Genomic DNA, 21612 nt, shown 5'->3' on the forward strand with positions numbered 1-21612 from the left:
GCCTCTCAATGGTGCTTGCCCCTTCCAATTCATGAGCTGGTTTTCGGCCTCCCCCCCTTCGCAGCGCTGGGCTTTCGCCATCAGCGCGCTCGTCGCCGCCACGACGGTGCCTGTTCACGCCCAGAAAGCACCGCGTCCGGTTCATGTGGAAGATCCCGACGCGCCCACCGTCATGACGGCGAACAGCATGAACGGACGACCCGAAAGGGAGATCAATCTCGATAAAAATGTCGTGATTGAGCGCGGAAAAACCACAAAAATGACGGCCGATACAGCTTGTTACAAACAAGTTGAAGATCAGTTCGATGCCGAGGGCCATATCAAGATGTGGCGTTTCGGCGATTACTACACGGGTGACGTCCTGAAGCTGAACATGGAGACCGGCAAGGGTTTCCTGCTCAACCCGACGTACCGCTTCGAAGTGGGCGGCGGCCAGGGCAAGGCCGAGCGCGTCGACTTCATCAACCCCGACGAAGCCACAGTCATCGAAGGTACGTACAGTACCTGCGAAGGGCCGAATCCGGACTGGTACCTGAAATCGAGCACCTTGAACCTCGATACGGGCCGCGACGTGGGCACCGGCAGCAAGACCATCATCTATTTCAAGGACGTGCCGATTCTGGGCACGCCGGGCATCTCGTTTTCGCTGTCGGGGGCGCGCCGCTCGGGCTGGCTGGCGCCCACGCCGGGCTTTGCCTCGAAGAACGGTTTCGAGCTGCTGATGCCGTATTACGTCAACATCGCGCCGAACCGCGACCTGACGCTGTTCCCTCGCTACATACAGCGGCGCGGCATTCAGCTCGGTGCGACGGGCCGCTACATGGGCGAGACGGATGCCGGCCTGTACCAGGGCGAAACGTCGTTTGAGTTCTTGCCTAACGACAAGCAGACCAAGACCAACCGCTACATGATCAAGTCCAAGCACGAGCAGGCGCTGGCCAAGGGCTGGAGTTACAGCTGGGATCTGCGCGACGCATCGGACAATAATTACCCGAACGATTTTTCGAAAACCGTCGCCACCGCCACCGAGCGCCAGTTGCTGCGCGAATTGCGCACCGATTACCGCACCGAGGACTGGAGCCTGACGGCGCGCGTGCAGAATTACCAGGTGCTGCAGGATCCCGATCCCAAAGTGGTCGTGCCACGCCCGTATGACCGCTTGCCAGCGGTGAACTTCCACGCTGGTAAATACGACGTCTGGGGCGGCTTCGACTGGACCTTCGACGCGGAAGCGACGCGCTTCGCCCACCCGACCGAGGTGCAAGGGTCGCGCCTCGTGGCCGTGCCGCAGGTGAGTTTCCCTATCGTGCGCCCTGGCTACTTCGTCACGCCCAAGCTGATGCTCAATGCCAGCGCGTATCAGCTCGATAACGATGCCAGGACCAAGGCGAAGTTTGCGGATACGTCGTTTACGCGCGCCGTGCCCACCTTCTCGGTCGACAGCGGCCTGGTGTTTGAACGCGACACGAATCTGTTTGGCGCCAAGGGCGGCACGCAAACCCTGGAGCCGCGCCTGTTCTACGTCTACACGCCGTACCGCGACCAGTCGAAGTTTCCGAATTTCGATACGGCCGCCGGCACCTTCAACCTGACGCAGATCTTCACGGAAAACCGTTTTGTTGGCAGCGACCGCATCGGCGATGCCAACCAGGTCACGGCCGCCCTGGTATCGCGTTTCCTGCAGTCCGATGGCACGGAACGCATGCGCCTGACGTTCGGCCAGCGTTTCTACTTTGCCGACCAACGCGTGCAGCTCAATTCGACCACGCCTGTCAACCAGTCGCGTTCGGATATCCTGCTGGCGGCAACGGGCCGCGTGTCCGAGACTTGGACCGCAGACAGCCTGGTGCAGTACAATCCCAGCGACCGCCAACTGGTCAGCTACAACTACACCTTGCAATATCAGCCCGGTGCCAAGAAAGTATTGAATTTTGGCAGTCGTTTCCAGCGTGGAGATACTGGTTGGCGCAATGTTGAAGTGTCGACCCAATGGCCGTTGACGGACCGCCTGTATGGCGTGGGCCGCATCAGTTACTCCGTGAAGGATCGCATCATGCTGGAAAGCCTGGTCGGCCTGGAGTACAAGGGCGACTGCTGGGTGTTCCGCATGGGCGCGCAACGTTTCGTGACGACGGCCAAGACTGTCTCGACGCCGATCTTCTTCCAGCTGGAATTGACGGGCTTGTCGAATGGCCTGGGTCTGGGCGCAAATGGATTGGAAACTTTTACAAAAACCATCCCCGGTTACCAGACACTGAGCCAGCCACTCCGTTAAGATAGGCCCTGTTGCCGCCGCCGGTGTTCCCGGCGCTGGCACAAACCGGTTTTTTTATTCACCTGAACTCATGAGCGCTCTACACATTATGCGTAATGCCAGTATGCACCAACTCAAAATTGCAACGGTTTTGTTGTGCGCCATTTCCGGCGCCACGACCAGTAGTGTCTGGGCGCAACAGGCTGCGCCAGCGCCTGCGAGCAAGCCCGCTGCTGCTGCCCCAGCACCGGTCAAGGGATTCACGCCACCGGCATCGAGCAGTGGCCAGAGCATCGACTCCATCGCCGTCGTCGTCAATGACGATGTGATCACGCGCAATGAAGTGGCGGCCCGCATCAAGAGCGTCGAGCAGCGCATGAAGGCGCAAAACGTGCCCTTGCCCGATCCCGCCGACCTGCGCCGCCAATTGCTGGAACGCATGATTGTTGAGCGCGCACAAATGCAGCTGGCCAAGGAAATGGGCGTGCGCGTGGATGACCTGACCCTGGACCGCGCGATTGGCCGTATTGCTGAACAGCAAAAGATGACGGTGCAAGAGCTGCGCAATCAGATGGAAAAAGAAGGCACGCCGTTTGCGACCTTCCGCGAAGACATCCGCGATGAAATCATCATGCAGCGCTTGCGTGAGCATGAAGTCGACGCCAAGATCCAGATTTCCGATTCCGAAGTGGATAACTTCCTGGCAGCGGAAAAAGCGGCGGCCAGCGAACAGGTCGAGCTGAACCTGGCGCAGATTCTCGTGCGCATTCCGGAAAACTCCAGCCCTGAACAGATCGCCGCGCGCCGCGCGCGCGCCGAAGAAGTCAGCCGCCAGTTGCGCACGGGCGCCGATTTTGCCAAGATGGCCGCCACCTATTCCGACGCCAGCGATGCGCTGAGCGGCGGCGATATCGGCTGGCGCAATAGCGACCGTTTGCCGCCTTTGTTCACGGAACAGTTGATGAAGTTGAAGCCGGGCCAGATCACACCCATCATCAAGAGCAACACCGGTTTCCATATTTTGAAACTGGTGGATCGCCGCAGCGCGGCTGAAGCGCAAGCTGTCGCCGCCGTGCAGCAGACGCATGCACGCCACATCTTGCTGAAAATCACACCGACCTTGTCGGCTGCCGAAGCCAAGCGCAAACTGGCCGAATTGAAAGAGCGCCTGGACAACAAGGCGGCCAAGTTCGAAGACCTGGCCCGCTTGTTCTCGAATGACGGTTCGGCCGCCAAGGGAGGCGACCTGGGCTGGCTGTATCCAGGCGACACCGTGCCGGAATTTGAAACGGCGATGAATGCGCTGAAACCGGGCCAAGTGAGCGAGCCGATCGAATCGAGCTTTGGCTTCCACCTGATCGAAGTGCTGGAACGCAAGAGCGACGACGTCTCGAAAGAGAAGCAGCGCAGCGCCGCACGCAACGCCTTGCGCGAGCGCAAACTGGAAGAAGCGACGGAAAACTGGGCGCGCGAAGTACGCGACCGTGCCTACGTCGAATTCCGCGCGGACGACCAGTAATGCTGCCGACTATTTGCGCATGAGTAACTTGCCTGCATCACGCCGCCCGGCCATCGCCATTACCTGTGGCGAACCGGCCGGTGTCGGCCCGGAAATCTCCATACGCGCGGCCTGGGCCATGCGCAATGAAGTCAACTGCATCCTGCTGGGCGACGCCGCCTTCCTGGCGCTGACGGCCAGCCTGATCGATCCGGAGATCCGCCTGGCGGCGCTGTCGCTGCAAGCCGTGCGCAACAACGGCCTGCCGCATTTCGGACCCGGCCGCCTGGCCGTGATCGATATTCCGACTGTCAATAATGTCATTCCTGGCGTACTCGACAAGGAAAACGGACGCTCCGTGCTGGCGACCCTGGACGCGGCCGTGGAAGGTATCGAAGCCGGCTGGTTTGGCGCCATGGTCACGGCGCCCTTGCAAAAGAGTACGATCAACGACGCCGGCGTGGCCTTTTCCGGCCATACGGAATACCTGGCAGAAAAAACCAACACAGCGCAAGTGGTGATGATGCTGGCCGGCGAACCGGGGCATGGCGAACCGACCCTGCGCGTGGCGCTGGCCACCACGCATTTGCCCTTGAAGGACGTGTCCGCTGCTATCACCCTGGACAGCCTGGCTGTCACCCTCGATATCATTCAGGCGGACTTGCAACAGAAATTCGGCATCGCCGCGCCGCGCATCCTGGTGACCGGCCTGAACCCGCATGCGGGCGAGGGCGGTTACCTGGGACGCGAGGAAATCGATGTGATCGCCCCGGCGATCGCCGCGGCGCAAGCGCGCGGCATCGATGCGCGCGGACCGTACCCCGCCGACACCCTGTTCCAGCACAAGTACCTGATGGATGCCGATTGCGTGCTGGCCATGTACCACGACCAGGGCTTGCCCGTACTGAAATACGCGACTTTCGGGCGCGGCATCAATATCACGCTGGGCTTGCCGCTGATCCGCACCTCGGTCGACCATGGCACGGCGCTGGACCTGGCCGCGCAAGGGCTGGGGCTGGCCGATTGCCACAGCATGGAGCAAGCGCTGCAAACGGCGCTCGACATGCTGCGCGCCAGCACCCGCGCCTGATACCCACCGGTTTTACCCCGCTACACCGCCTCTAGAATAGAAAAACAGAATATGAAACACGTTGCCCGCAAACGCTTTGGCCAGAACTTCCTGCACGACCGCTTCGTCCTCAACGACATCACGGCCGCCATCGCGCCGCAGGAGGACGATGCCATGGTCGAGATCGGCCCCGGCCTGGGCGCCATGACGGAGCAGTTGCTGCGCCACCTGAAGCACATGCATGTGGTGGAACTGGACCGCGATCTGATCGTGCGCCTGGAGAAGACCTTCAATCCGGCCAAGCTGACGATCCATTCGGGCGACGCGCTGAAATTCGATTTTGCGCAAATTCCCGTGCCGGCCGGCCAGAAGTTGCGCATCGTGGGCAACTTGCCGTACAACATTTCCAGCCCACTGCTGTTCCACCTGGCGGACTTCGCACCGCTGGTGAAAGACCAGCATTTCATGCTGCAAAAGGAAGTCGTCGAACGCATGGTGGCCGAGCCTGGCAGCAAGGCGTTTGGCCGCCTGTCCGTGATGCTGCAATGGCGCTACGACATGACCTTGATGTTCATCGTGCCGCCGACGGCCTTCGATCCGCCGCCGAAGGTGGAATCGGCCATCGTGCGCATGATCCCCGTGGCCGAGCGCCTGGCGTGCGATCAGGCGACGCTGGAAGCGGTCGTCATGAAGGCCTTCTCGCAGCGCCGCAAGGTGATCCGCAACTGCCTGGCCGGGATGTTTACGGAAGAGCAGATCAAGGCGGCCGGCATCGATCCGACCAAGCGCCCGGAAACCGTGGGCCTGGAGCAGTATGTTGCTTTGGCGAATTTGCTGAAGGCACCCGCCTAAGCCCCTGGTTTAACTTAAAACCACTGGTCGACCTGCTGCAGATCCTGCCGCAGCGCTGAAAAACAGTCGTCGACATGGTGGTTGCGGCTGATTTCATTGCGCCGCATCAAGGCGATCTTGCGCTTGCAGGTGGGCTGGCGCAGCGGGGCCACGTGCAGATCCTCGTCGTTGAGGAACGTCGTGTACAGGCTGGGCATGATACCGACGGCGATGCCGGCGCGCACCACGCCATACAGCGACTCGCTGTGGATCATCTGGTACAGGCTCGACGGGCTCAAGCCATGCTGGCGCAGCGCGCTCGATGCGAACTCCCAGATGCTGCCCTTGGTAAACACGACGATTTCCTGCCCCGCCAATTGCTCCCAGCGCACTTCCTTGAGCGGCGCCAGCGCATGGCGTCCCGCCGTCACCAGCACCAGCTCGTCTTCGAACAGGCCCACGCTTTCCAGCGAGACGGAGCCGGGCACCTCGATGCCCACGCAAAAGTCCAGCTGGCCCGAATGCAGCGCGTGCAGCAAGCCATCGTTGGGCATGTCCGACAGGACGATTTCCACTTCATCGCCATGCCGCTCGCTGTAGCGCGCCACCACCACGGCCGTCATCGCCATGGCCGACGGGATCGCGCCGATGCGGATGCGGTGGCGGCCGCTGCCGATGGCGCGCTGGATATCGGCAAACGTGTTGCTCGCCGTATTCAATAAATGCGTGGCGTAATCGAGCGCCAGCTTGCCTTCGCGCGTCAGTTCCAGCTGGTGGGTTGTGCGGTTAAACAACTTTTTTCCCAGCTGATTTTCCAGCAGCTTGATCGAGGCGCTGAGGGCCGGCTGGGTCACGCACAATTCCTGTGCAGCCTTGCTGAAGCTGTTTACCCGGGCTAGGGTGGCAAACGCTTGTAAATGTCGTAAGGAAATCTTCTTGCTCAGTTCATGCATGGGCTTTGCTTATTAGAAAAAGTAATGGATTTATAAAAATAAACAAATTTTCTTATCCCGCAATTTACCATATTCTGGACTGGTCTTTACTTGTCTTGAAGGCAACAATCTTCGGAGAAGCGCTTGCCAGGCGGCGCCGGTACTCGCGGCGGCGCGCCAGGCAAGGGACGCATCAATCAAATAATTCCAAAAAAACTCAGGGTGTATTCTTTTTAGGGTGGCGGCGATGAACAAATGGATGACGGGAACGATGGTGGTGGGTGGCTTGCTGGCGGCGCAGGGCGTGGCGCAGGCGCAAAGCAGCGTGCAAGTGTATGGTTTGCTGTCGGCCGGTATCGGCTATGTGTCGGATGAGGGTAACGGCAGCCGCACGCATGCGCTGAGCGGCACGAATCAGAATCCCCGCATCGGCTTCCGCGGCCAGGAAGACCTGGGCGACGGCACCAAGGCCGTCTTCGTGCTGGAAAACGGTTTTAACGTGATGACGGGCACGGCGTCGCAGAGCGGCCGTTTGTTCGGCCGCCAGTCGTACGTGGGTTTGTCGAGCAATGACAAGGGAACGCTGACCCTGGGCCGCCAGTATGAAGCCGTCAAGGATCTGCTGGGCCCGGTGGTCATCGCCAGTAACGGCGTGCACATCGGCGACAACGACAATGGCTACAACAACTTGCGCGTGCAAAATGCCGTCAAGTACGTCAGCCCGAACATCAGCAACCTGTCGTTCACGGGCTTGTACGGTTTCAGCGAGAACCCGGCAGACTCCAAGCGCAACCGCGTCTACAGCATGGGCGCCGGCTACAAGGTCGATGCCTTCAGCTGGGCCGTCGCCTACACGAAGATGGACCATCCGAACAGCCCCGATGCGCCGAATGGCGCCATCGGCAACGACTATGGCAGCTCGCTGTTGATCTTCAACAAGAGTGCCGTCAAGGGCGCCGGCGTGGACAGCCAGGCCATCGCCGGCACGGGAGGCTTTTATAATGTGGGCAGGACCAAGTTTGGCGCGCTGTACACCAACGTGCGCTATCACTACCTGGATCAAAGCAATCTGACCTTGCAAAACGTGGATCTGAACGTGAACCACAAGCTGACGGAAGCGTTGAACCTGGGCGCGTCGTATTTCTTTACCACCGGTAAGTACGACGTGATCAACAAGACGCCGAAATGGCATCAGGTCAACTTCCAGGCCGATTACTTCCTGTCCAAGCGCACCGATGTCGCCGTCACCTGGAGCTACCAGAAAGCGGCCGGCGATGCGACGTTCGCCCGCGTCTTCGGCTTTGGCGCCTCGGCCGGCAAGACGCAAAGTGTCCTGATCGTCGGCATGCGACATTATTTCTGAGTCTGATTCATCTTTACAGGCGCTGTCCCGCAGCGCCGTCCCCTGAAAGGAAGCATCTTGAAAAAGCACCTCATGTTGGCGTTGAGCCTAGGCTTGCTGGCCAACGCCGCCCACGCGGAAAAACGCGAGCTGGTCATTTCGGCCTATCCGATTGCCCAGCCCTTGTTCATGAAGTATGTGTACGAGCCGTTCAAGGCCAAATGCGGTTGCGATATCAAGGTGGAAACGGGGAATAACGCGGACCGCATCGCCAAGCTGGTGGTGCACGCCAAGAATCCGGTGATCGACCTGGTGCTGCTGTCCGATTCCGGCATGCTGGAAGCGGCGCAAAAGGGCGTGATCCAGCCCATGGATTACGCCAAGCTGAGCAATTACAAAGCCCTGTACGACGTGGCGAAAAACCCCATCGGCGGCAACTACGCCGTCGGCTACACGCTGTATTCGGTCGGCCTGGTGTACCGCAGCGACAAGATCGCCCCGCTGACGTCCTGGAAAGACCTGTGGCGCCCCGAACTGAAGGGCCGCGTGGCCTTCCCCGACGTGAGTACCACGCAGGGCCCGCTGATGCTGCGCATGGCCGATGCGGCCTGGGGCGGCAAGACGGACGACTACGCCACCGGCTTTGCCAAGATCGTCGGCATGAAGGGCAACGTCGTCACGTTCTCGAAAAACAGCGCGCAGCTCGCCGCCCTGTTCGCGCAAGATGAAATCTGGGCCGCGCCCGTGGCGCGCTTTACCTGGTCGCAGATGCTCAAGACGGGCCTGCCCCTGAAGTGGAGTATCCCGGCCGAAGGCCAGGCGGCCGGCATGAACGTGATGGGCATCGTCGCCGGCTCGAAGAATGCGGACCTGGCCTACCAGCTGATGGATTTCTGGCTGTCCAAGGAAGTGCAGACGCAGCTGGCGACCAACCTGGTCGACTCGCCCGTCAACAAGGACGTGCGCCTGTCGGTGGCGGCCGCGCAATTCAATACCTATGGCGCCGATCAAATCAGCTCGCTGAAATTCGTCAAACCGGAAACCATCCTCAAGCAGCGCAGCAACTGGATGACGCAGTGGAACAAGGCCATGAGCAAATAGTGGTGACGAGGAGAAAACACCATGTTTGCTGATCCAAAAAAGCGTCTGGGACTGCTGCTGGTCCTGCCGGCGCTGATCTTCATCGTCGTCTGCTTCCTGCTGCCCGTGCTGGCCTTGCTGGTCGACGCCTTCCGCGTCGGCGACGGCATGCAGTGGGGCGTGGACCGCTTCATTGAATTCTTCTCGCAGGAATTCAACCGCACCATCTTCTGGCGCACCCTGCGCATCGCCGCGCTGGTGACCCTGGCTTCCATCATCCTCGGCTATCCGGCTGCGCAAGCCGTGGCGCGCGTGTCGCCGAAGTGGCGCGGGCTGGTGGTCGGCATGATGATCTTGCCGCTGATGGTCTCGCCGATTGCGCGTACCTACGCCTGGATCGTCTTGCTGGGGCGCAATGGCGCCCTCAACGCGGCGCTGGTCAACATGGGTTTCACGGACGAGCCGCTGCGTTTGCTGTTCAGTGAGTTCGCCGTGTTTGTCGGCCTGCTGCAACTGCTGCTGCCGCTGATGCTGATGTCGCTGGCCGGTGCGCTGGAAAACCTGCCGCGCGACGTGGAACCGGCTGCGGCGACTTTGGGCGCGAATCCCTGGCAAGTCTTTTGCAAGGTTACCCTGCCGCTGACGCAGGAAGGCTTGGTGGTCGGCGGCACGCTGGTGTTTACGGGCTGCGTGACGGCTTACGTGACGCCGGCCCTCCTGGGTGGCACCAAGGTGCTGATGCTGGAAACGCTGCTGTACCAGAAGGTCAGCGTGGAGAGCGATTTCGGCGCCGCCAATGTGATCGCCGTCATCCTCGTCTGCATGACCCTGCTGGTAAATGCCGGCCTTAAACGTATTTCCTCGAGCCGGAGCTCCGTATGAAAGAAAGCCTGTTTTCGCGCGCCGTCCTGTGGCTGGTGTTTTTGTTCCTGCTGGGGCCTTTCGCCATCGTGGTGCTGGCCGGTTTTTCCGGCGGTGAAACGCTGGCCTTCCCGCCCGAGTCGTACTCGCTGCGCTGGATTATCGAAGTGTGGTCGGCGCCCGAGTTTCGCCGCGCCTTCCAGACCAGCCTGGAAATCGGCCTGATCGCCACCGTCATCGCGCTGTTGCTGGGCATTCCCGTCGCGTATGCGTTTTCGCGCATGCCGCCACCGGGCATCGGCGCCATCCGCCAGATCCTGACGTCGCCGCTGATCATCCCCGCCATCCTCGTCGGCCTGGGCTTGCTGCACCACCTGGTGCTGACGATTAACGCGCCCGTGTATGTGGGCCTGTTGATCGGCCATATCGCGCTGTTGATTCCGTACTCGGTGCGCGTCGTATACGCCAGCCTGGTCAATCTGCGCGTGGATATCGAGGATGCCGCCATCACCCTGGGCGCCTCGCGCCTGCGCGCCTTCTTCATGATCGTGCTGCCGAATATCCGCAACGCCGTGATCGCCGCCTTCTTCCTCGCCTTCGTCACCTCGTTCAACCAGGTGCCCGTCTCGCTGTTCCTCACGGGACCGGGCATCAGCACCTTGCCCATCGAGATGCTGGGGCATATGGAAAACAGCTTCGACCCGTCGATCGCTGCCCTGTCGACCTTGCTGGTCTTGTTCACCATGGCCTTCGTGATGGTGACCGAGAAGGTGCTGGGCATTTCTAAATACATGTAAGAGGCAACACACGATGAGTTATCTGGAACTGCACAAGCTGAACCTCGGCTACGCCAAGAACACGACGTCCGTGAAAGACCTGGACTTGCACGTCGAGCAGGGCGAACTGATTTCCCTGCTGGGCCCCAGCGGCTGCGGCAAGACCACCACCATGCGCGCCATCGCCGGCCTGATGCCGCTGCAGTCGGGCCGCATCGTGCTCGATGGCCGCGAGATCGGCAAGCTGGCGCCGAACAAGCGCAATATCGGCATGGTCTTCCAGTCGTACGCGCTGTTCCCGCACCTGAATGTGTATGACAACATCGCTTTTGGTTTGCGCCTGCGCAAGGTCGCGCCGGCCCTGCTGAAAACCAAGGTGGAAGCGGTGATCGCCGCCGTGGGACTGACCGGTTTTGAAACGCGCTTGCCGGCGCAGATGTCCGGCGGCCAGCAGCAGCGCGTGGCGCTGGCGCGCGCCATCGTCGTCGAACCGGCCCTGCTGCTGCTCGATGAACCGCTGTCGAACCTGGACGCCAAGCTGCGCGTGCAGATGCGCGCCGAGCTGCGCCGCATACAGCGCGAACTGGGCATCACCATGCTGTACGTGACGCACGACCAGGAAGAAGCGCTGGCCCTGTCCGACCGCATCGTCGTCATGAACGGCGGGCGCATCGAGCAGTTGGCCGCGCCGGAAGCCGTCTTCAATACGCCGTCGACGCGTTTCGTCGCCAACTTCATGGGTTTTGAAAACCTGTTCGACTACCGCGACGGCGCGCTGCACCACGCGGGCGCCAGCCTGCCTTACACGTCGCCCGTCGCTGCCGGCACCACGGTGCTGGGCTGGCGTCCGGACAAGGTGCGCGTCTGCGCCGCCGACGACGCGGCTGGTCAATACCCGGGCACCGTGCTGGCACGCGGCTTCCTCGGTGACACCGTCGAATACCTGCTGCAAACCCCGCTGGGCCAGGTCAAGGGCATTTGCGCGGCCGGCGGCGCCGCCTGGCGCGAAGGCACGGCCGTGTCCTTCGTGCTGCCGTCCGACAGCGCCCTGTGGCTGGGCGCGTGATTTTTGAATGGAACGCATCATGACCCACGCCTTGAAAAAGATCTGGCTCGACACCGACCCCGGTTTCGATGACTGGCTGACGATGCTGCTGTTGGGCAGCAATCCCGATATCGCGTGGCTGGGCGTGAGCGTGGTGGCGGGCAATGCGCCCGTCGACATCACCTACGACAATGCCTTGCGCATCAAGGCGCATGACGGTTTGACGGTACCGATTTATCGCGGCTGCGAAGAACCGCTGGCCGGCGTCATCGAAACGGCGCAGCGCATCCTCGGCGACAGCGGCATGCCGACGACCGGTGAAATCCTGCCACCGGGCGCCGCCGTCGATGCTGCCGGCCACGCCGTCGACGCGCTGATCGCCGCCGTGCGCAAGTATCCTGGCCAGATCACCATCATGGCGATCGCGCCGATGACCAATATCGCAACCGCGCTGGCCCGCGCGCCCGATATCGCCGAAAAAATCGTGGAAATCATTTTGATGGGCGGTTCGACCGACCAGGGCAACCACACGGCGGCGGCCGAATTCAATATCTACGCCGACCCGGAAGCGGCCGCCCAGGTCTTTCAGGCAGGCATCCCGTTGCGCATGTTCGGCTTGAACCTGTGCCGCCAGTTGCTGGTGACGAATGCGGAAGTGGCACGCCTGCGCGCCATCGGCACGCCGCGCGCGCAGCGTCTGGCCGGCTACCTGGAAGCGTATGTGCGCATCCGCAGTGCCGACGGTTCCGTGCCCATGCCCATGTACGACCCGGTGGTGGCCCTGTACCTGGAAGCGCCGCAGCTGTTCCAGTTCCAGAGCGCCCACGTGGCCATCGAATTGACGGGCGAACTGACGCGCGGCATGACGGTGTGCGAATTCCGCGTGCCGCGCCGCGCGCCCGTCAACACGCAAGTGGCGATGCTGGCCGATGGCCCGGCCGCCATCGAGCGCCTGATGCGCCGCCTGGCCGCCATTCTCGTCTGACCCACCTCACTACGAAACGAGCTTCATGTCTAATTCCCCCCTGAGCATCGAACAGTTTTTACGCGCCATGCCGAAGGTGGAGCTGCATTGCCACCTGTTTGGCACGGTGCGCCAATCGACTTTTCGCGCGCTGGCCGCCAAGACGGGCAATGTCGTCACGCCCGAGGAAATCGACGCGTTTTATACGCGCGGCGACAAGCCGGTCGGCGTGCTGCGCGTGCTGCGCGCGCTCGACGCGCACCTGATCGTTTCGCCGACGGACCTGTATTGCCTCGCCTACGAATACCTGGAAGACGTGCACGGCCACGGCGTGCGCTATGCGGAGTTCTTCTGGAACCCGACCGGCACGGTGCGCGTCTCGGGCATCCGCTATGACGCGGCGCAAGACGCCATCGTGGCCGCCATCCGCGACGCGCAGCGTGATTTTGGCGTGATCGGCCGCCTGATTCCCAGCATCGACCGCGAAGCCGCTCCCGCGGAAGCGGTGCAGATGGTGGAATGGATGAAGGCGCACCGCGCGCCGGAAGTCATCGGCATCGGCATCGACTATCGCGAAAACGACCGCCCGCCGGAGCTCTTCATCGAAGCCTACCGCGCCGCGCGCGAAGCCGGCTTCAAATGCACGGCGCACGCCGGTGAATTCGGCATGCCGTGGATGAACGTGGCGACGGCGATTGACGAATTGCAGGTGGACCGGGTCGACCATGGCTACACCATCGTCGACAACCCGGAATTGGCGCGGCGCTGCGTGCAGCGTGGCCTGGTGTTTACGGTCGTGCCGACCAATTCGTATTATCTGCGCACCCTGGCGCCCGAACGCTGGGCGCTCGACCACCCGATCCGCGCCATGGCCAAGCTGGGTTTGAAACTGCATCCGAACACGGACGACCCGACCCTGCACCACGTGACGCCGACGGGCGCCTGGATGATGATGCGCGAATTCGGTTTCGGCCTCGATGACATGCGCGGCTTCATGTTGAATGGCCTCGACGCGGCCTGGATCGATGCATCCACGCGGCGCGACTGGCGCGCGGAATTTACGCGCGAATTCGACGCCTTGCGCGCAAGGGTCGTCGACGCTTCTTAAGCGGAGACGGGCGGCGGCGCCAGCAGCGACGGAAACGCGCGCTGCGGGCAGCTTTGGCGCTCGCACACCTTGCAACCCGTGCCGATGGGCGTGGCGCTGGAAGGGTCGTGCAAATCGAGTCCCTTCGAGTAAATCAGCCGGTGCGCCTGCGAGATGTCGCAGCCCAGCGCCACGGCAAAGGTCTTGCCCGGCGCGCGGAATCCCGGCGACGCCGTGCTCACCTGGCGCGCGATCCATAGATAGGTGCAGCCGTCGGGCATGCTGGCCACTTGCGTCAGCACCTGGCCCGGATGGCTGAAGGCGTCGTAGACGATCCACAGCGGGCAGGTGCCGCCCACCCTGGAAAAATGGAAGTCCGTGGCCGACTGGCGCTTTGACACATTGCCGGCCCGGTCCACGCGCACGAAGAAGAAGGGCAATCCCGCCGCCTCGGGGCGCTGCATGGTGCTCAGGCGGTGGCACACTGCCTCAAATCCGACGCCGAACTGGTGCGCCAGGCGCTCGATATCGTAGGCGCGCGTCTCCGCCGCCTGCAAAAAGCGCTGGTACGGCATCAAGAGGGCACCGGCAAAGTAATTCGAGAATGCCAGGCGCGCGCCCGTTTGCGCCGCCGCACCGGACAGTCCCGCCGCCAGCACCAGCGCATCGATCAGCTCGCTGTGTTCGAGCAGGCTGATTTGCGCCGCCATCTGGAAGGCGCGCTGGCCGCCCGTCAGGGTATCGGGCAGCCACAATATCTGTTGCTGGGCATCGTAGCGGTGTTTGCGCACCATGCCCGCGTCGCCATCGGACAGGCGCACCTCGATGCCGTGGCGCTCCAGCAGCCGGCTTTGCAGCGCGTCGAGCGCACGCAGGGCGGGATCGAGTTCGCCCGCCACCAGCTCCGCCGCCCGGTCCAGTTCATCGATATAGTTTTGCCGCCGGTTCAGGTATTCGCGCACTTCCTCGTCCGTGGAAGGGGCCGCCGAGCTGGCGCCGCGGCTGCCGTCATCGAGGCGCGCTGCCAGGGTGTCAGCCCGCTCCGCCATCACGCGGTAGCGCCGCTGCAGCAGCAAAATCGAGCGCGCCAGTTCCGGCATGTTTTCCACCAGCATCTTGAGCTCGGCCATCGAGGTGGGCGGCGCGTCGGGCAATTCGCCGAACACGTCGCGCACGTCGGCCACCAGGCTGGCACTGTCGTGCTCGGAAAAGATTTGCGGATCGACCCCCAGTACCGTGCCGATGCGCAACAGGATCGGCACCGTCAGCGGGCGCTGGTTGCGTTCCATCTGGTTCAGGTAGCTGGGCGAGATGCCCAGGGACTTGGCCAGCGCCACCTGCGTCATGCGCCGTTCTTCGCGCAGCCGCTGCAGGCGCACGCCCATGAAAACCTTCGCCATCGCGCTTCCTCTTTCCCGGTTTGTGGAATCTGCAAATTTACAATATTTGCAGATTAACAGATTCAGCTTTGCATTATCTCGCATTTTCACGCCTTGTTTGCGGCGGCGATTGTGCGAATAATGCAAACAGACCAATACCCACACCAGGAGACACCGAGTGACCACGCAAACTGCCATCCCTACCGTTCCACTGCTGATCAACGGCGAGTGGGTTGAATCCCAGACTACCGTCTGGCGCGACGTCGTCAATCCGGCCACGCAGGAAGTGCTGGCGCGTGTGCCGTTCGCCACGCCCGACGAAGTCAATGCCGCCATCGCCTCGGCCCAGCGCGCCTTCAAAACCTGGCGCAAGACGCCGATCGGCGCGCGCGCGCGCATCTTTTTGAAACTGCAGCAGCTGATCCGCGAAAACATGGCCGACCTGGCCGCCACCTTGACGATGGAACAGGGCAAGACCCTGCTCGACGCGGAAGGCGACGTGTTCCGTGGTCTGGAAGTGGTCGAGCATGCCGCCAATATCGGCACCCTGCAGATGGGCGAATACGCGCAAAACGTGGCCGGTGGCGTCGATACCTACAGCGTGATGCAGCCGCTGGGCGTGTGCGCCGGCATTACCCCGTTCAACTTCCCCGCCATGATCCCGCTGTGGATGTTCCCGATGGCGATTGCCTGCGGCAATACCTTCGTGCTGAAGCCATCGGAGCAAGATCCGCTGGTGACGGAAAAACTCGTGCGCCTGGCCTTGCAGGCGGGCATCCCGGCTGGCGTGCTGAACGTGATTCACGGCGGCGAAGACGTGGTCAACGCCCTGTGCGACCACCCGGACATCAAGGCGATTTCGTTCGTGGGATCGAGCAAGGTGGGCACGCACGTGTACCAGCGCGCCAGCCTGAACGGCAAGCGCGCGCAATGCATGATGGGCGCCAAGAACCACGCCGTCGTCTTGCCTGACGCCAATAAAGAACAGACCCTGAACCAGCTGCTGGGCGCAGGTTTCGGCGCGGCCGGCCAGCGCTGCATGGCCGCCTCCGTCGCCGTGCTGGTGGGCGCAGCGCGCGAGTGGCTGCCGGAACTGTCCGCCAAGGCGCAAACCCTGACGGTCGGCGCGGGCAAGGACAATCCGGACCTGGGCCCCGTCATCTCCTGCGCGGCAAAGGAACGCGTGCACAGCCTGGTCGCCAGGGGCATCGAACAGGGCGCCGTCTTGACCCTCGACGGCCGCGACGTGAAGGTCGATGGCTATCCGAACGGCAACTTCGTCGGACCGACGATTCTTTCGGGCGTGAAACCCGGCATGGTCGTGTATGACCAGGAAATCTTTGGCCCGGTATTGATCGTCGTCGAAGTCGATACCCTCGATGAAGCGATCGCCCTGGTGAACGCGAATCCGAACGGCAACGGCACGGCGCTGTTCACGCAAAGCGGCGCGGCCGCGCGCTATTTCCAGGAAGAAATCGACGTGGGCCAGGTCGGCATCAACGTGCCCATCCCCGTGCCCGTTCCGCTGTTCAGCTTTACGGGGTCGCGCGGCTCCAAGCTGGGCGACCTGGGCCCGTTCGGCAAGCAGGTCGTGCTGTTCTACACGCAGACGCAGACGATTACCCAGCGCTGGTTCACGGACGCGGCCTCGGTGGGCAAGGTCAACACCACCATCAGCCTCAAGTAAGGAGCCGGCATGGACTTTGAACTGAGCGACGAGCAGCGCGAGTTCCAGCAGGCGGCGCGTGCGTTTGCCGAAGGCGAGCTGGCGCCGCACGCGGCCCATTGGGATGCGGAATCGATCTTCCCCGTGGAAACGATCGCCAAGGCGGGCGAGATGGGGTTTTGCGGCCTGTACACGCCGCAGCGCTGGGGCGGCCTGGGCCTGTCGCGTCAGGATGCTGCCATCGTCTTCGAGGAGCTGGCCGGCGGTTGCACCTCGACCACGGCCTACATCACGATCCACAACATGGCCACCTGGATGCTGTCGCGCTGGGGCCAGGAAGCCCTGTGCGACGAGTGGGTGCCGGCCCTGGCCGCCGGCCAGAAGCTGGCCAGCTATTGCCTGACCGAACCGCAATCCGGATCGGACGCGGCTTCCTTGCGCACCAAGGCCGTCAGGGATGGCGACTTTTATGTGCTGGACGGCACGAAGGCGTTTATCTCCGGCGCGGGCCAGACGGACATGCTGATCGTCATGGCGAGAACCGGCGGCGAGGGCGCGGCCGGCATTTCCGCGTTTGCCGTGCCGGCAAATTTGCCCGGCATCGTGTATGGCAAGAAGGAAGAAAAGATGGGCTGGAACAGCCAGCCCACGCGCATCATCAGCTTCGACCAGGTGAAAGTGCCTGTTGGCAACTTGCTGGGCGCGGAAGGCGAAGGCTTTGCCATTGCCATGAAGGGCATTGACGGCGGGCGCATCAACATCGCCGTGTGCTCGGTGGGCACGGCGCAGGCGGCCCTGACGCGCGCACAGGCGTACATGAAGGAGCGCACGCAGTTCGGCCGCGAACTGGCGCAGTTCCAGGCCTTGCAATTCAAGCTGGCCGACATGCTGACGGAACTGGTGGCGGCGCGCCAGATGGTGCGCCTGGCGGCCTGGAAGCTCGACCAGGAAAGCCCGGACGCCACCGCGTATTGCGCCATGGCAAAACGTTTCGCCACGGATGTGGGTTTTAATGTCGCCAACGATGCGCTGCAATTGCACGGCGGCTACGGCTACATCCGCGAGTACCCGCTTGAGCGCCACGTGCGCGACACGCGCGTGCACCAGATCCTGGAAGGGACGAATGAAATCATGCGCCTGATCGTCGCGCGAGCGATTCTGAAAGACGGCGCCACGGAGACCTTACGATGACTAAAGTGTATACCAATCTGTTGCTGGAACGCCGTGGCCACACGGCCCTGGTGACCCTCGACAACCCGCCCGCCCACACGTGGACCCAGGCCAGCCTGAACGCGCTGACGCAACTGGTGGCCGACCTGAATGCCAACCCGGACGTGTATGCGCTGGTGATCACGGGCGGCGGCGCCAAGTTTTTCTCGGCCGGTGCGGACCTGAAAGTGTTTGCCGATGGCAACAAGGACACGGCGTTCGCCATGGCCGCCGCGTTTGGCGAAGCGTTCGAGGCGCTGTCCGCGTTTCGCGGCGTCAGCATCGCCGCCATCAATGGCTATGCCATGGGCGGCGGGCTCGAATGCGCGCTCGCTTGCGACATCCGCATCGCTGAAGAACATGCGCAGATGGCCTTGCCGGAAGCATCCGTCGGCCTGCTGCCGTGCGCGGGTGGCACGCAGCACTTGCCGTGGCTGGTGGGCGAAGGCTGGGCCAAGCGCATGATCTTGTGCGGCGAGCGCGTCGACGCGGCCAAGGCCCTGGCCATCGGCCTCGTCGAGGAAGTCGTGCCAACCGGCAAGGCTGCCGCCACGGCGCTGGCGCTGGCCGCCAAGGTGGCGCGCCAGAGCCCCAGCAGTGTGACGGCGTGCAAGACCCTGATCCAGGGCGCGCGCAGCCATCCGCTCGTCGCTTCCCTGCCCGATGAACGCACCCTGTTCCTGGGCTTGTTCGATACGCAAGACCAGAAAGAGGGCGTGCAGGCGTTCCTGGAAAAACGTCCGGCGGAGTGGCGCAATGGCTGAAACCTTGGCTGAAAGTACCCTGATTGAAACGGTGAAAATCGAGGAGCGTGACTGTCCTGGCGGCATGAAGCTGGGCGTCATCACCCTCGACGCGCCGAAGTCCTTGCACGCATTGACCCTGGAGATGATCCGCGCCATCGATGGCGCCCTGGTGCGCTGGGCCACTGACGACGCCATCGCCTGCGTGGTGCTGCAGTCGTCGACCGACAAGGCTTTTTGCGCGGGCGGCGATGTGCGCAGCCTGCGCTCGGCCGTGGTCGAGCAGCCCGGCGTCGTGCCGAATCCGCAGGCGCTGGCCTTCTTTGCCGAGGAATACCGGCTCGACCACCGCATCCATACCTATGCAAAGCCGCTGCTGGTGTGGGGCGGCGGCATCGTCATGGGCGGCGGCCTGGGCCTGATGGCGGGCGCCAGCCACCGCGTGGTGACGGAAAGCACGCGCATCGCCATGCCGGAAATCACGATCGGCCTGTTCCCCGACGTGGGCGGCAGCTGGTTCCTGGGCCGCATGCCGGGACGCAGCGGCCTGTTCCTGGGCTTGACGGGCGCACCGATGAACGCGGCCGATGCCCTGTTTGCGGGCCTCGGTGATTATTTCCTGCGCCAGGAAGAGCGCGCCATGGTGCTCGACGCTCTGGCGCTGGCGCAATGGCAAGCCAGCCCGCTGGCGAACCACCAGCAACTGAGCCGTTTGCTGCGCGGCTTCTCGGCGCCCGCGCCCATGCTACCCGTCTCCGAAGTGCGCGCCAACTTCGACGCCATCGCCGCGCTGACGCAAGCGCCCACCTTGCCCGAAGTGGTGGCCGCCATTGCCGGCTATGACGGCGACTCGGCCTGGCTGCAAAAGGCGGCCCATACACTGGGCAAGGGTGCGCCCAGCTCGGCCGCTCTGGTGTGGGCCATGCGTGTACGCACTCTTCACATGAGTCTGGCGCAAGTGTTCCAGCTGGAACTCATTGTTGCCGTGCAATGCTGCGCCCACGCGGACTTCTGCGAAGGCGTGCGCGCCTTGCTGATCGACAAGGACAACGCGCCGCGGTGGCAGCCGGCCAGCCTGGGCGACATCAGCGATGCATATCTGGACGAGTATTTTACGGCGCCATGGACACAGCATCCCTTGGCTGACTTATCTTAAAAGAACAACAGGAGACATACACATGCAACATATCGCTTTCATCGGCCTGGGCAACATGGGCGCGCCGATGGCCCGCAACCTGGTGGCCGCCGGCTTCCACGTGTCCGTGTTCGACCTGGCGCCAGCGGCAGTGGCCTCGCTGGTCGAAGCCGGCGCCACGGCGGCCGCCTCCGCCAGCGCGGCCGTGCAGACGGCTGACGCCGTCATCACCATGCTGCCAGCCAACAAGCACGTGCAGGAACTGTACCTGGGCGCCGGCGGCGTGCTCGACTCGGCCAAGCCGGGCGCCCTGTTCATCGATTGCAGCACCATCGCGGCCGACGTGGCGCGCCAGGTGGCGCAGGCGGCCAGCGAGCGCGGCTTTGCCATGCTCGATGCGCCCGTCTCGGGCGGCACGGCGGGCGCGGCGGCCGGCACCCTGACCTTCATCGTCGGTGGCAGCGTGGCGGCCTTGCAGCAGGCGCGGCCCTTGCTGGAAAAGATGGGCAAGAACATCTTCCACGCGGGCGAGGCGGGCGCGGGCCAGGTGGCAAAGATTTGCAACAACATGCTGCTGGGGATCTTGATGGCCGGTACGGCCGAGGCGCTGAACCTGGGCGTGGCGCATGGCCTCGATCCGAAAGTGCTGTCCGACATCATGGCCAAGAGTTCGGGCCGCAACTGGACCCTGGAAGTGTACAACCCGTGGCCCGGCGTCATGGACGGTACGCCCGCGTCGCGCGATTACACGGGCGGCTTCGGCACGGCGCTGATGCTGAAAGACCTGGGCCTGGCGCAGCAGTCGGCCTTGTCGGCCAACGCGCCCACGCCACTGGGTGGCCTGGTGCGCCAGCTGTATCAGATGCATGCGCAAGCCGGTTATGCGCAGCAGGATTTTTCCAGCATCGTGCACATGCTGCAGCCGGGCTTGAACAAGCCTGCCTGAGGAATTTTGGACAAAAAAAAGCCCGCTGGTAAAAGCGGGCTAAATCCAATTCTTGGAAGAGTTGGAGGAGACAGATGCATTATGCTGCATCGCCACATATAACTCCAATTTATCTTTGTAATATCAATTATGTGTTCTAGTGATATCTCTTCCCGGTAGCCGCATGGCGGCTACCGTTCCCACAGCTCAGACCGGATTACAGGCGATCTTCACCGTCGTCACATTCGCTTCGCCCATGGTGCCGCTGCCCGTGCCCGGCTCTACCTCGCACTTCAGCCCCTTAGGCTGGACGCTGACGCTGACGCCATAGGTGGAACCGTCGGCGACATTGCCGACCATGGTAAAGGTCTTGGCATCCTTGGCCACCGTGGTGGGTACATTACCGTTAATCAGCTGCAAGCCTTCTACCGTCAGGCCGGAAATCGTGCCGCCCACGCTATAGACGTTTTGTGAACAAGAAACAGCGGCGCTGATGTTGATGTAATGGCCAGCCGAACCGGAGCCATTACTGATGTTGCAAGTCATATGGGCCGGTTGTTGCTTGAAGGTGATGTTGTAGTCGGTGCCGTAGTCGATGCGCTTTTTAAAGGTAAACGCGGTCTGGCCGGCGGCAATCGGCAGGTCCTCCCCGCCGTTGGCCAGGATCAGGCCATTGTTGTTCAAGTTGCTGACGGTGCCGCTGACATCATACGAGGCCTTGCCACCGCACGCGGCCAGTCCCAGGGTCAGCAGCAGCGCGGCGAGTGGGCGCAGGCAGGATAACTTCATGTATTTCTCCAAAAATTAGGTGACGGA

Annotated in this window: 19 protein-coding genes; 16 read left to right on the forward strand and 3 right to left on the reverse strand. The window is 62.6% G+C overall.

The features are described from left to right. Positions 1–31: 31 nt before the first annotated feature. The 4 genes from ACP7DW_RS00505 to rsmA all read left to right on the forward strand — a co-directional run bounded on the left by ACP7DW_RS00505 (position 32) and on the right by rsmA (position 5673). Positions 32–2275: an LPS-assembly protein LptD gene (locus tag ACP7DW_RS00505; protein WP_426053841.1), complete on the forward strand. Its 2244-nt coding sequence runs from the start codon at positions 32–34 to the stop codon at positions 2273–2275. Between the two features lie 103 nt (positions 2276–2378). Continuing rightward, positions 2379–3773: a peptidylprolyl isomerase gene (locus ACP7DW_RS00510; RefSeq protein ID WP_426053840.1), complete on the forward strand. Its 1395-nt coding sequence runs from the start codon at positions 2379–2381 to the stop codon at positions 3771–3773. A 19-nt stretch (positions 3774–3792) separates the two neighbouring features. Then, a complete protein-coding gene (gene pdxA / locus ACP7DW_RS00515) occupies positions 3793–4842 on the forward strand; it encodes a 4-hydroxythreonine-4-phosphate dehydrogenase PdxA (protein WP_426053839.1) in 1050 nt (349 codons plus the stop codon). A 51-nt stretch (positions 4843–4893) separates the two neighbouring features. Next, positions 4894–5673, forward strand: coding sequence for a 16S rRNA (adenine(1518)-N(6)/adenine(1519)-N(6))-dimethyltransferase RsmA (gene rsmA, locus ACP7DW_RS00520; RefSeq protein WP_096238100.1), 780 nt, complete (start codon positions 4894–4896; stop codon positions 5671–5673). A 14-nt stretch (positions 5674–5687) separates the two neighbouring features. On the opposite strand, the gene ACP7DW_RS00525 is transcribed toward rsmA, so the two are convergent. Then, positions 5688–6605, reverse strand: coding sequence for a LysR family transcriptional regulator (locus tag ACP7DW_RS00525; protein ID WP_100874724.1), 918 nt, complete (start codon positions 6603–6605; stop codon positions 5688–5690). Positions 6606–6831: 226 nt separating this feature from the next. Here ACP7DW_RS00525 and ACP7DW_RS00530 point away from each other — a divergent pair, with 226 nt between their 5' ends. Genes ACP7DW_RS00530 through ACP7DW_RS00560 form a run of 7 tightly spaced genes read left to right on the forward strand, consistent with a single transcriptional unit; the run spans position 6832 to position 13760 of the window. Further along, complete coding sequence (locus ACP7DW_RS00530) at positions 6832–7947, forward strand: porin (protein ID WP_426053838.1); 1116 nt, start codon at positions 6832–6834, stop codon at positions 7945–7947. A gap of 57 nt (positions 7948–8004) precedes the next feature. Continuing rightward, positions 8005–9027, forward strand: coding sequence for an ABC transporter substrate-binding protein (locus tag ACP7DW_RS00535; protein ID WP_243136084.1), 1023 nt, complete (start codon positions 8005–8007; stop codon positions 9025–9027). A 21-nt stretch (positions 9028–9048) separates the two neighbouring features. Continuing rightward, positions 9049–9888 carry an ABC transporter permease gene (locus tag ACP7DW_RS00540; RefSeq protein ID WP_426053837.1) on the forward strand — a complete coding sequence of 280 codons (840 nt, stop codon included), beginning with the start codon at positions 9049–9051 and terminating at the stop codon, positions 9886–9888. Further along, positions 9885–10664, forward strand: coding sequence for an ABC transporter permease (locus ACP7DW_RS00545; protein ID WP_034778814.1), 780 nt, complete (start codon positions 9885–9887; stop codon positions 10662–10664). The genes ACP7DW_RS00540 and ACP7DW_RS00545 overlap by 4 nt, the downstream gene beginning before the upstream one ends. A gap of 13 nt (positions 10665–10677) precedes the next feature. Next, positions 10678–11709, forward strand: a complete 1032-nt coding sequence (locus ACP7DW_RS00550; RefSeq protein WP_034778812.1) for an ABC transporter ATP-binding protein — start codon at positions 10678–10680, stop codon at positions 11707–11709. 19 nt (positions 11710–11728) lie between these two features. Next, a complete protein-coding gene (locus ACP7DW_RS00555) occupies positions 11729–12673 on the forward strand; it encodes a nucleoside hydrolase (RefSeq protein WP_426053836.1) in 945 nt (314 codons plus the stop codon). A 25-nt stretch (positions 12674–12698) separates the two neighbouring features. Further along, complete coding sequence (locus ACP7DW_RS00560; protein WP_426053835.1) at positions 12699–13760, forward strand: adenosine deaminase family protein; 1062 nt, start codon at positions 12699–12701, stop codon at positions 13758–13760. Here the strand turns inward: ACP7DW_RS00560 and ACP7DW_RS00565 are convergent. After that, on the reverse strand, positions 13757–15139 hold the full coding sequence (locus tag ACP7DW_RS00565; protein ID WP_426053834.1) for a short-chain fatty acyl-CoA regulator family protein: 1383 nt from the start codon (positions 15137–15139) through the stop codon (positions 13757–13759). The two genes, ACP7DW_RS00560 and ACP7DW_RS00565, sit on opposite strands and share 4 nt — an antisense overlap. A 157-nt stretch (positions 15140–15296) precedes the next feature. Between ACP7DW_RS00565 and ACP7DW_RS00570 the strand changes: the two genes are divergently transcribed. The 5 genes from ACP7DW_RS00570 to mmsB are packed head-to-tail and all read left to right on the forward strand — an operon-like array spanning position 15297 to position 20817. Beyond that, entirely contained in the window at positions 15297–16805 is a 1509-nt protein-coding gene (locus ACP7DW_RS00570; RefSeq protein ID WP_298402892.1) for a CoA-acylating methylmalonate-semialdehyde dehydrogenase, read from the forward strand. 9 nt (positions 16806–16814) lie between these two features. After that, positions 16815–17975 (forward strand): acyl-CoA dehydrogenase family protein, encoded by a 1161-nt coding sequence (locus ACP7DW_RS00575; protein WP_071075240.1) that lies wholly within the window; start codon positions 16815–16817, stop codon positions 17973–17975. After that, positions 17972–18757 carry an enoyl-CoA hydratase gene (locus ACP7DW_RS00580; protein WP_426053833.1) on the forward strand — a complete coding sequence of 262 codons (786 nt, stop codon included), beginning with the start codon at positions 17972–17974 and terminating at the stop codon, positions 18755–18757. Before ACP7DW_RS00575 ends, ACP7DW_RS00580 begins: the two co-directional genes overlap by 4 nt. Then, positions 18750–19892: an enoyl-CoA hydratase/isomerase family protein gene (locus ACP7DW_RS00585; protein ID WP_426053832.1), complete on the forward strand. Its 1143-nt coding sequence runs from the start codon at positions 18750–18752 to the stop codon at positions 19890–19892. Before ACP7DW_RS00580 ends, ACP7DW_RS00585 begins: the two co-directional genes overlap by 8 nt. Next, positions 19828–20817 carry a 3-hydroxyisobutyrate dehydrogenase gene (mmsB, locus tag ACP7DW_RS00590; protein WP_426053831.1) on the forward strand — a complete coding sequence of 330 codons (990 nt, stop codon included), beginning with the start codon at positions 19828–19830 and terminating at the stop codon, positions 20815–20817. The genes ACP7DW_RS00585 and mmsB overlap by 65 nt, the downstream gene beginning before the upstream one ends. Before the next feature lie 186 nt (positions 20818–21003). Here mmsB and ACP7DW_RS00595 read toward each other — a convergent pair whose 3' ends face one another. Then, a complete protein-coding gene (locus tag ACP7DW_RS00595) occupies positions 21004–21585 on the reverse strand; it encodes a hypothetical protein (RefSeq protein ID WP_426053830.1) in 582 nt (193 codons plus the stop codon). Positions 21586–21612 lie beyond the last annotated feature (27 nt).

It is taken from the genome of Janthinobacterium sp. PSRC1-1 (assembly GCF_049897525.1).
Taxonomy (GTDB): Bacteria; Pseudomonadota; Gammaproteobacteria; order Burkholderiales; family Burkholderiaceae_D; genus Janthinobacterium; species Janthinobacterium tructae.